11 protein-coding genes are annotated in these 9,790 nt (G+C 68.8%); 5 read left to right on the top strand and 6 right to left on the bottom strand.

What is annotated here, in order from left to right; all coding sequences use genetic code 11:
* The 5 genes from DK26_RS12590 to DK26_RS12570 form a co-directional block, all read left to right on the top strand.
* On the top strand, positions 1-349 hold a 349-nt coding region (locus DK26_RS12590; protein ID WP_282568032.1), incomplete at its 5' end, for a carboxyl transferase domain-containing protein.
* Positions 350-515: 166 nt separating this feature from the next.
* Positions 516-1,280 carry an ABC transporter permease gene (locus DK26_RS12585; protein WP_066472508.1) on the top strand — a complete coding sequence of 255 codons (765 nt, stop codon included), beginning with the start codon at positions 516-518 and terminating at the stop codon, positions 1,278-1,280.
* Positions 1,273-2,010, top strand: a complete 738-nt coding sequence (locus DK26_RS12580) for an ABC transporter ATP-binding protein (RefSeq protein WP_066472506.1) — start codon at positions 1,273-1,275, stop codon at positions 2,008-2,010. Before DK26_RS12585 ends, DK26_RS12580 begins: the two co-directional genes overlap by 8 nt.
* A 21-nt stretch (positions 2,011-2,031) precedes the next feature.
* Positions 2,032-3,003, top strand: a complete 972-nt coding sequence (locus DK26_RS12575) for an NrtA/SsuA/CpmA family ABC transporter substrate-binding protein (protein ID WP_066472503.1) — start codon at positions 2,032-2,034, stop codon at positions 3,001-3,003.
* A 54-nt stretch (positions 3,004-3,057) separates the two neighbouring features.
* The gene (locus DK26_RS12570; RefSeq protein ID WP_066472501.1) at positions 3,058-4,062 is read left to right on the top strand and encodes an MsnO8 family LLM class oxidoreductase; all 1,005 of its coding nucleotides are present in this window, start codon (positions 3,058-3,060) and stop codon (positions 4,060-4,062) included.
* Between the two features lie 15 nt (positions 4,063-4,077).
* Here DK26_RS12570 and fabF read toward each other — a convergent pair whose 3' ends face one another.
* The 6 genes from fabF to DK26_RS12540 form a co-directional block, all read right to left on the bottom strand.
* Complete coding sequence (gene fabF, locus DK26_RS12565) at positions 4,078-5,343, bottom strand: beta-ketoacyl-ACP synthase II (RefSeq protein WP_066472498.1); 1,266 nt, start codon at positions 5,341-5,343, stop codon at positions 4,078-4,080.
* A 9-nt stretch (positions 5,344-5,352) separates the two neighbouring features.
* Positions 5,353-5,853, bottom strand: a complete 501-nt coding sequence (locus DK26_RS12560) for a helix-turn-helix domain-containing protein (protein ID WP_066472496.1) — start codon at positions 5,851-5,853, stop codon at positions 5,353-5,355.
* Between the two features lie 69 nt (positions 5,854-5,922).
* Positions 5,923-7,062, bottom strand: a complete 1,140-nt coding sequence (locus tag DK26_RS12555) for an ABC transporter permease (protein WP_066472492.1) — start codon at positions 7,060-7,062, stop codon at positions 5,923-5,925.
* Entirely contained in the window at positions 7,059-7,991 is a 933-nt protein-coding gene (locus DK26_RS12550; RefSeq protein ID WP_066472489.1) for an ABC transporter ATP-binding protein, read from the bottom strand. The genes DK26_RS12555 and DK26_RS12550 overlap by 4 nt, the downstream gene beginning before the upstream one ends.
* Positions 7,988-8,944, bottom strand: a complete 957-nt coding sequence (locus tag DK26_RS12545) for an HlyD family efflux transporter periplasmic adaptor subunit (RefSeq protein WP_066472486.1) — start codon at positions 8,942-8,944, stop codon at positions 7,988-7,990. Before DK26_RS12545 ends, DK26_RS12550 begins: the two co-directional genes overlap by 4 nt.
* Positions 8,941-9,612 (bottom strand): CerR family C-terminal domain-containing protein, encoded by a 672-nt coding sequence (locus tag DK26_RS12540; RefSeq protein WP_066472484.1) that lies wholly within the window; start codon positions 9,610-9,612, stop codon positions 8,941-8,943. Before DK26_RS12540 ends, DK26_RS12545 begins: the two co-directional genes overlap by 4 nt.
* Positions 9,613-9,790: the final 178 nt, after the last annotated feature.

Here is a 9,790-nt window from a genome sequence, read left to right as displayed (position 1 = left end):
GGTCACGGTGATCACCCGAAAGGCCTTTGGCGGCGCCTATGACGTGATGGCGTCGAAGCATATCGGCGCCGACGTCAACTATGCCTGGCCCTCGGCCCAGATCGCGGTGATGGGCGCCAAGGGCGCGGTCGAGATCATCTTCCGGGGTGGCGAGCCTGAGACCATCGCGCGCCAGACCAAGGAATATGAAGACCGCTTCATGAGCCCCTTCGTCGCGGCCGAGCGCGGCTATATCGACGAGGTGATCATGCCGCACTCGACGAGGCGGCGCATCGCCCGCGCCCTCGCCATGCTCCGCACCAAGAGCCTCGAGCGACCCTGGCGCAAACACGACAATATCCCCCTGTGACAGGGGCTGACGCGGGCGGCCCGCCCGCGGCCATCTCTACCCAAGTATTTAATTAGAATATTTCTGAAGTAAAATCCTGCGCTTGCTGCGGCATTGCAGCACGCTTGCGCATTTCGACCATCGGCTTATTGAGCGTGGCGCACCCGAACATTGGCGCCATCAAGCATTGCCCCGTTTCACGACCATAGCCGTCTTTGCCGCCACGCTCGCTTTGTGGTGGCTCGCCAGCCGGCTCGGCTGGGTCAGCCCCTTCCTGCTGCCGGGGCCCGGCACGGTCGCCGAGACGATGGGCGAGCTGGCGGCTTCGGGCGAGCTTCTGCGCCACACCCTGGTCAGCCTGAAGCGCGTCCTGCTCGGCTACCTCTTCGCCATCGCCTTCGCAGTGCCGCTTGCGCTCGCCTTCGTCTTGAGCCGGCCGCTGCGCGCCACCTTCGAGCCGCTGCTCGAATTCCTGCGCCAGATTCCGCCGCTGGCGCTGATGCCGCTCTTGATGCTCTGGCTCGGCATCGGCGAGACGCAGAAGGTCGGGATCATCATCCTCTCCTGCTTCTTCCCGATCTTCCTCGGCGTGCGCGGTGGCTTCGACTCGGTCGACCGCAAGCTGATCGATGTCGGCACGGTCTGCGGCTTCTCGCGGCCGGAGATCATGCTGCGCATCGTCCTGCCCTCGGCCCTGCCGGCGATCGTCGTCGGCCTCCGGATCGGCCTCGGCTATAGCTGGCGCGCCCTGGTCGGCGCCGAGCTGATCGCCTCCTCGGCCGGGCTCGGCTACCTGATCGTCGACGCCGAGAACCTCGCCCGCACCGACATCGTGCTGGCCGGCATCCTGGTCATCGGCGTGCTCGGCCTTCTCGCAGACCATCTGCTGCGCTTCGCCATCCGCCGCAGCGCGCCCTGGCTCTCCGGCGATCTGGAGATGGCCCGTGCTTGAGCTTTCCGGCATCGGCCGGCGCTACCGCGTCGGCTCAGGCGAGGTCACGGCCCTCGCCGATATCGATCTTTCCTTTCCGACAGGCTCGTTCACGACGCTGGTTGGCCGCAGCGGCTGCGGCAAGACCACGCTGCTGCGCATCCTCGCCGGCCTCGAACGGCCGAGCGAGGGCGAGATCCGGCGTGGCGGCGACGGCAAGCTGCGCACGGCGGTCGTCTTCCAGGAGGCGAGGCTGATGCCCTGGCTCGACGTTGCCGGCAATGTCGGCTTCGGGCTGCGGGGCCGGGTCCCGCGCGCCGAAGCCGCCGAGCGCTGCGCCGCCACGATCGAGCTCGTCGGACTCTCGGCCTTCGCCGGCGCCATGCCGGCGCAGCTCTCCGGTGGCATGGCGCAGCGTGTCGCAATCGCGCGCGCCCTCGTGCAGGAGCCGGACCTGCTCCTGCTCGACGAGCCTTTCGCCGCGCTCGACGCCTTCACCCGCCGGACCATGCAGAACGAGCTCGTCTCGATCTGGCAGCGGCGGCGCCCGACCATCGTCTTCGTCACCCATGACGTCGAGGAGGCAGTGCTGCTCGGCGAGCGGGCGCTGGAGATGCAAGGCGGCCGCATCGTCGGCCGCGAGGCGATCGCCCTGCCCTATCCGCGCGATCCGACCGACCCCGAAGTCAACCTCCATCGCCGGGCGATCCTTTCCCGGCTGATGGCGACGCCCGCGCCTGTCCCGGCCTGAATTCCGACCCAGGAGACCACCATGAAGAAGTCCCTCGCCTCTTTGAGCCTCGCGCTCGCACTGCTGCTGCCGGCCGCTCACGCCCAGGCGCAGACGGCGGAAAAGCCCAAGACCGTCCGCATCACCTATGTGACCGCGCCGTTCAACGTCCCCTCCATCGTCATGCGCGAGAAGGGCTTCCTTGACGAGGCCTTCGCGGCGAAGGGCATCAAGGTCGAGAACCCTGTCATCACGTCCGGCGCGCAGCAGACCCAGGCGATCGCGGCCGGCGAGATCGACATCGCCAGCGTGCTCGGCGGCACTTCCGCCATCCTCGCTGCCGCGAACGGCGTGCCGCTCAAGGTCGTCGCCGCCTATGCGCGCTCGCCGAAGGCCTATTTCCTGATGACCCGCGCCGACGGCCCGGCCAAGCTCGCCGACCTCAAGGGCAAGAAGATCGCCGGTCCGAAGGGCACGGTGCTGAACCAGCTCCTCGTCGCCGCGCTCGCCTCGCAGAACCTGAAGCTCAGCGATGTCGAGTACATCAACATGGACCTGCCGGCCGCCCGCGCCGCGCTGCTCGCCGGCCAGGTCGACGTCGCGACGCTCGCCGGCGCCAACGTCACCCAGGTCGAGAAGGCCGGCGGCCGCGCTTTGACCAGCGGCGAGGGCCTGATCAAGCCGACGACCGTGATCGGCGCCAACGCCGCGTTCCTCGAGAAGCACCCGGACCTCGTCGCCGCCTACTTCGCCGCCCATCACAAGGCGCTCGACTTCATGGCGAAGAACCCGGAGGAGGCGCTGGCGATCGCCGCCAAGGAGCAGAAGATCACGATCGAGGACGCCCGCGCCCAGCTGCCGCTCTACGACTTCACCCCGGTGATGACCGAGGCCGACGTCGCCAACCTCACCGAGGACCAGGCCTTCATGATCGAAGCCGGCATGCTGCCCAAGGCCAAGGCGATCGACATCAAGGCGACGCTGATCGCCCCCTCCGCCTTCAAGCTCAACTGACAAGATATCGGAGCGCCGCCGCGCGGCGGCGCTCCGGCCAGCGGATATCGCCCCATGAAGCTCTCCCTCCTCGATCCTCTCGTCGTGCCCAAGGGCCAGACCTCCGGCGGCGCCCTGCGCACCGCCATGGCCATGGCGAAGGAGGTCGAGCGCCTCGGCTTCGTCCGTTACTGGATCGTCGAGCATCACGACGTCGCCTTCGAGGCCAACCCGGCGCCGGAGGTCTTCGCCGCCGCGCTCGCCGGCGCGACCTCCAGAATCCGCATCGGCGTCGGCGGCGTGCTGCTGAACCACTACAGCCCCTACAAGGTCGCCGAGGCGCTGCGGACGCTGGGCGCGCTCTTTCCCGGGCGCATCGATGTCGGTATCGGCCGCGCCACCGCCGGCCCGCTCGCCGACCGGGCGCTGAAGCGCCTGCGCGACGCCGAGATCCCGGACGATCACGCCGCGAATGTCGAAGAGCTGATCGGCTGGCTCGGCAACGACCTGCCTGACACCTCACCCTTCCACACGATCGGCATCATGCGCGACGAGCCGGCCGGGCCCCTGCCCTGGGTCCTCGCGGTCAGCGAAGGCAGCGCGCGCCGCGCCGCCGAGCTCGGCCTCGGCCTCGCCTGCAGCGCCTTCCACCAGCCCGAGCAGGCGCCGCACTCCTATGCCGCCTATCAATCGGCCTTCCGGCCCTCGCGCCATGCCGCCGGCATCGAAGCGCCGCAGGCCTTCATCGCCGTGCGCGCCATCATCGGCGAGACGCAGGAGGAGGCGGAACGCCTCGCCATGCCGGTCCGCGCCGTCTTCCGCCAGCGCCGCAAGCCGGAGCGGATCATGCTCGAGCGCCTGCCGGAGCTAGACGACGCTGTCGCGATCATGGGCGGCATGGTGCCGGCCGACGAGACCGATTGGCCGAACTTTATCGTCGGCACGCCGGAGCGCGTTGCCGGCAGGCTGCGCCGCATGGCGGCGATCACCGGCGCGGACGAGTTCATGATCCAGGACTTCCTCGACGATCCCGCTCTCAGGTTGCGCAATTACGAATTGCTGCTGCGCGCGTTGGCCTGAGCGCCCCGGACGCCCTCAGCTCCAGCGCCTGAACACCACGCTGGCATTGACACCGCCGAAGCCGAAGCCGTTCGAGATGGCGTGCTCCATCGGAAGCGGCCGGGCCGCCTTCGCAACGAGGTCGAGCCCGGACGCCGCCTCGTCCGGGTTCTCGAGATTGAGCGTCGGCGGCGCGATCTGGTCACGCAGTGCAAGGATCGTGAAGACCGCCTCCAACCCGCCGGCCGCGCCGAGCAGATGACCGGTCGCAGATTTCGTCGCGCTGATCGCGATGCCGCCCCCTTCGCCGAACACGGCCTTCACCGCTGCGAGCTCGCCGCGATCGCCGACCGGCGTCGAGGTCGAATGCGCGTTGAGGTGGCCGACATCGCCCGGATTCAGCCCGGCCTGCTTCAGCGCCGTCTCCATCGCACGGCGCGCGCCTGAGCCATCCTCGGGGCCGGAGGTGATGTGGTAGGCGTCGGCGCTGGTGCCGTAGCCGGTGAGCTCGGCGAGGATCGTCGCGCCGCGCGCCTGCGCATGTTCCAGCGCCTCGATCACCAGGATCCCGGCCCCCTCGCCCATGACGAAGCCGTCGCGATCGCGGTCGAACGGCCGCGAGGCCTTCGCCGGCTCGTCGTTGAAGCCGGTCGACAGCGCGCGCGCCGCAGCGAAGCCGCCGAGCGCCACGAGATCGACGCAGGCCTCGCTGCCGCCGCAGAGCGCGATATCGGCCTCGCCGGCCCGGATCATCCGCGCCGCATCGCCGATCGCCTGCACGCCGGCTGCGCAGGCCGTCACCGGCGCGCCGATCGGCCCCTTGAAGCCATGATCGATCGAGACATGGCCGGCGGCGAGATTGACCAGGAAGGACGGCACGGTGAAGGGTGAAAGTCGGCGCACGCCGCGCTGGTCGGTTATCCGCACCGCCTCGGCGATGGCCGGAAAGCCGCCGATGCCCGAGGCGATTACCGTCGCGGTGCGCTCGCGCCCGGCCTCGTCCTGCGGCTGCCAGCCGGCCTGCGCCAGCGCCTCCTTGGCGGCGACCAGCGCGAATTGGATGAAACGGTCCATCTTGCGCTGATCCTTCGGCGCAATCGCCACATCGGGATCAAAACCGCCCTCATTGTCCTCCGCCTTGCCAGGCACGAGCCCAGCGACCTTGGCCGGCAGGGTCTCGGCGATCGCGTCCGGCAGACGGCGCAGGCCCGATCGGCCCGCAAGCAGCCGCTGCCAGGCGAGTTCGGTGCCGCAGCCCAAGGGCGAGACCACGCCCAGTCCGGTGACGACGATGCGACGCATGGGAGGCTCCTAATTTGCTTTCGCACGCGCCGCGGTAGCGAGGCGCTCGCGCATGCCGGCACTGGCGCGCGGCCCGGCAATGATGTCGACATTGTCGACGGTGATCGGTTGCAAGGTCGCGGCGTCGACGACAGCCGGAATGACCGGCGCTCCGCTCCCGCGCTCTGCCAGCAGCAACGAGGCGCCTTCGGGCGCGAGATGCCGGTTGGCGTAGCCGATCAGCGCGGTGACGACGGGGAAGAAGTCCCGCCCCTTCTCGGTCAGGACGTATTCGTAGCGCTTCGGCCGCTCGCTATAGAGCCGCCGTTCGAACAGCCCGCTCTCGGCGAGATGCTTCAGCCGGCGCGCCAGCATGTTCGGCGCGATGCCGAGGCTGCGTTCGAACTCGTCGAAACGGGTCAGCCCCCGCAACAGCGCATCGCGCAGGATCAGGATGCTCCACCACTCGCCGACGGTCTCGACCGCGCGGGCGCAGGGGCATTCGGTGAGCGGAGCGAGCTTGGGCTGCATGGTCGAGGCTCGCTACAGAAGTTACTATCTTTTTGCAAGCTACAATTCCACGCAGAGCGTGTGCCCGCTTCAGTCCAGCGTGCTCCGGAACCGCATCAACGCAATCCCGGCATAGAGCGGCACGAAGGCAGTCAGCCAGAAAACCTCGGTACCGATGTCGCCGAGATCGGCGCCCTTCAGCATGATCGCACGGACCACGCGCAGGAAATGCGTCAGCGGAAAGATCTCTCCGAGCCCCTGGGCCCAGAGCGGCATGCCGGCGAAGGGGAACATGAAGCCGGAGAGCAGCAGCGAGGGCAGGAAGAAGAAGAAGGTCAGCTGCATCGCCTGCAGCTGCGTGCGCGCCATGGTCGAGATCGTGTAGCCGAGCAGCACCAGCGCCAGCACGAAAACGGTGACGCAGGCGAGCAGCAAAGTCAGGCTGCCGAGGAAGGGCACGCCGAAGAGCAGCTTCGCCGCCGAGAGCACGACCGCCACCTGGACGCTGCCGACCGCGAGATAGGGCAAAACCTTGCCGAGCATGATCTCGCCCGCCGTCGCCGGCATGGCGAGCAGGTTCTCCATGGTGCCGCGCTCGATCTCGCGGGTCAGCGCCATCGCCGTCATCATCACCATGGTCATCTGCAAGATGACGCCGAGCAGGCCGGGCACGATGTTGTACTGGGTGATGCCCTCGGGATTGTAGCGCCGGTGCACGACGAAGGAGAGCGCGCTCTCGCTCTGCTGCCGGGCCTGGTCCTCGGTGCCGAGCTCCCGTGTCAGCGCCCTGCCGGCGATGGTCTGCAGCGCTCCGACCGCATTGCTGGAGGCGGCGGGGTCTGTCGCATCGGCCTCGACCAGGATGCGCGGCTCGTCGCCGCGCTCGACCCGCATGCCGAAATCGCTGGGAATGGTGACGAGGAAGGAGATCGCGCCGCGCGCCATCAGGCTCTCGGCCTCGGCCGCGCTCTCAGGCCGCCTGCCGAAGCGGTAATAGCCGGAGACCTCCAGCGCCGCGACCACCGAGCGGGTGTAGCGATCCTGCCCCAGCGCCAGAACCGCCGCCGGCAAGCCTTTGGGATCGTTGTTGATCGCATACCCGAACAGCAGGAGCTGGATGATCGGCACCACCAGCATCATCGCGAAGGTGATACGGTCGCGCCGCATCTGCACGAATTCCTTGGCGAGGATGGCGCCGAGCCGCCCCGCGGAAAGCGCGAGGGCGCTCATGCCGCCCGCCCCTCGGCCTGGGCCTTGCCCATGAACTGGATGAAGACATCCTCCAGGCTGGTCTCGCCGGGCTCGATGCGAATGTCCGGGCGCTGCTTCAGCGGCGCCAGCGCCGCCTCGAGCTTGTCCCTGTCGGTGCCGACGACATGCAGCGTCGCCCCGAAGGGCGCGACCTGCTCGACGCCGTCGGTCTTCGCGAGGTCGGCGATCTCCGCCGGCTTCAGCACGCCATGGACGACATAGGTCGAAAGACCGGAGCCCTGCACCACCTCCTCGACCGTCCCAGTCGCCAGCATCCGGCCATAGGCGATGTAGCCGATGCGGTGGCAGCGCTCGGCCTCGTCCATGTAATGGGTGGAGACCAGCACGGTCAGGCCTTCGCCGGCGAGCCGGTGGATCTCGTCCCAGAACTCGCGCCGCGCCTTGGGGTCGACGCCGGCGGTCGGCTCGTCGAGCAGCAGCAGCTTCGGCTCGTGCATGATGCAGGCGGCGAGCGCGAGCCGCTGCTTCCAGCCGCCCGAGAGCGTGCCGGCGAGCTGGTCCTTGCGCGAGGTCAGGCCGAGACCGTCGAGCGTCTTCGCCACGGCTTCCCCGACCGGCTTCAGCCCGTAGAGCCGGGCGACGAAGCTCAGGTTCTCCTCGATCGTCAGGTCCTCGTAGAACGAGAACTTCTGGGTCATGTAGCCGACATGCAGCTTGATCTGCGCACTCTGGCTGCGCACGTCGAGACCGAGCACCGTGCCCTCGCCAGCATCGGGCGTCAGCAGCCCGCAGATCAGCCGGATCGTCGTGGTCTTGCCGGAGCCGTTCGGGCCGAGGAAGCCGACGATCTCGCCCTGGCGCACGGTGAGGTCGACATTGTCGACCACGGTGCGCGTGCCGAAGCGCTTGGTCAGCCCGCGCACGGCGATGACGTTCTCAGCGCTCATCGCCGGCCCTGCATGACGACGTCGACGATCTGGCCGGGCTGCAGCTTCGCCGCCGGCCCGCCCTCCGGCCGCGCCTCGACGAGATAGACCAGCTTCTGGCGCGTCTCGGCCGAGAAGATCACCGGCGGTGTAAACTCCGGCTCCTGCGAGACATAGGAGACGGTGGCGGCGAGTCCCGGTGGGCAGCCATTGCAGCGCACGTCGAGGCGGGTGCCGACCACCGTGCCTGACAGCAGCGCCTCCGGCACATAGAGCATCAGCTTGACCGCCCCGTCCGGCAGCAGGGTCAGCGCCGGCGCCGTCGGTCCGGCGAGCTCGCCGGGATGGCGCACGATATCGGTGACGATGCCGGCGGCCGGCGCGGTCAATGTCCGCTGCGACAGGCGCCATTTCGCCTGGTCGAGCGCAGCCTTCGCCTGCGCCACCTGGTTCTGCGCCGCCTTGATCTCCTCCTCGCGTGCCGCCAGCCGCGCCACCGCGAGATTGGCCGCGCTCTGGCGGACATTCGCCGCCGCGACATCGCGCGCCGTCTGGGCCTGGTCGAGATCGGCCTGGGTCGAGACGCCACGCCGGAAGAGGTCCTGCCTGCGTTCCAGCGCCCGGTCCGCCTCGCGATGCTGCGCCTGGGCGGAGGCCGCATTCGCCTCGATCACCGCGATCTCCTCGGGGCGCTTGCCGCTGAGCAGATTGGCGAGCTGCGCCTGCGCCTGCACCAGTCGCGCCTCACTCTCGGCGACGGCGTTCTGGGCATCGTCCTTCTGCAATTCAGCGACAACGGCGCCCGATGCCACCCGCTCGCCGCGGCGGACCGCGACGCTGTCGATCCGCGCGACATCGATCGGCCCGAGGCGGACATATTCGCCCTCGACATAGCCGGCGACCCGGACGGTCGGCGGCGCGCAGATACCGAGCGAGGCGGCCAGGGCGAAGGAGCAGATGAAGCCGAGGATCATGACGCCTCTCCCCTGCAGGCGAGGATGCTCGCCCGTACCGAACGCCGGATCGTCTCGCCGATGAGGCGTGCCTCATCGGGGCCGATCCCGCCCCAGCCGAGCCGCCGCGTCACCGCCGGCCGCGCAATGCGGAAATAGAAGACCTGGCCGATCGCCGCGAAGACCGCGAGCTTTGTGCCTGGCGCGTCCGGCTCCATGCCGGTCGCCGCGGCCCAAACCTGGCAGACCCGGCGATGCACCGGCTCGAACAGCCCGCCATAGAGCGTCTCGAAGGCAGGGCTCGGCGTCAGCATCTCGCGCACCACGAAACGGGCGACGACCTCGCTCTCCGGCACCGTCGTCAGGAACGCGACGACCCGGTCGATCAGGGCGAGCAACTGCTCGGCGGCGATATCTCTATCGCTCGCCTCGAGCGCCATCGAAACCGCCGGTGCCCCGCCCGCCAGCACGCCCTGCATCCGGGCGATGATCGCCTCGGCGCAGGCCTGCCGGAGTCCGTCCTTGCCGCCGAAATGATAGGCGATGCCGGCGCTGTTGACGCCGGCCGCCTGCGCGATCTCGCGTGTCGAGGTCGCGTCGAAGCCGTTGCGGCCGAACAGGTCGAGCCCGGCCCGGGCAAGAGCCTGCCGCGTGCCCTCAGCGTCCTTGAGGATGGATGCGCGTGCCATGCCGAGAGTGTAGCGCCATCCAATTAGTCAATCAATCGATTGATTGAATGACGCAATAAGTCGCAACGAGCGATGGCCATTCGAATGCGATCCGCTGGCGGCACAGGAGCGACACAGCCGGCTCTTTTGGGTCAGGCACCGCGCCGCTGGAGACATGAGGCAGGCCGCTCGGCCGCTC

The organism is Allobosea sp. WAO (assembly GCF_001509835.1).
Taxonomy (GTDB): domain Bacteria; phylum Pseudomonadota; class Alphaproteobacteria; order Rhizobiales; family Beijerinckiaceae; genus Allobosea.
The sequence above is the reverse complement of the archived record's forward strand: the minus strand, read 5'-3'. Positions and strand labels throughout refer to the sequence as shown.

Excerpts from the sequence above, each read along its gene's own strand:
- DK26_RS12575 (WP_066472503.1), top strand. The coding sequence starts at position 2,032 with ATGAAGAAGTCCCTCGCCTCTTTGAGCCTCGCGCTCGCACTGCTGCTG.
- DK26_RS12570 (WP_066472501.1), top strand. The coding sequence starts at position 3,058 with ATGAAGCTCTCCCTCCTCGATCCTCTCGTCGTGCCCAAGGGCCAGACC.
- fabF (WP_066472498.1), bottom strand. The coding sequence starts at position 5,343 with ATGCGTCGCATCGTCGTCACCGGACTGGGCGTGGTCTCGCCCTTGGGC.
- DK26_RS12560 (WP_066472496.1), bottom strand. The coding sequence starts at position 5,853 with ATGCAGCCCAAGCTCGCTCCGCTCACCGAATGCCCCTGCGCCCGCGCG.
- DK26_RS12555 (WP_066472492.1), bottom strand. The coding sequence starts at position 7,062 with ATGAGCGCCCTCGCGCTTTCCGCGGGGCGGCTCGGCGCCATCCTCGCC.
- DK26_RS12550 (WP_066472489.1), bottom strand. The coding sequence starts at position 7,991 with ATGAGCGCTGAGAACGTCATCGCCGTGCGCGGGCTGACCAAGCGCTTC.
- DK26_RS12545 (WP_066472486.1), bottom strand. The coding sequence starts at position 8,944 with ATGATCCTCGGCTTCATCTGCTCCTTCGCCCTGGCCGCCTCGCTCGGT.
- DK26_RS12540 (WP_066472484.1), bottom strand. The coding sequence starts at position 9,612 with ATGGCACGCGCATCCATCCTCAAGGACGCTGAGGGCACGCGGCAGGCT.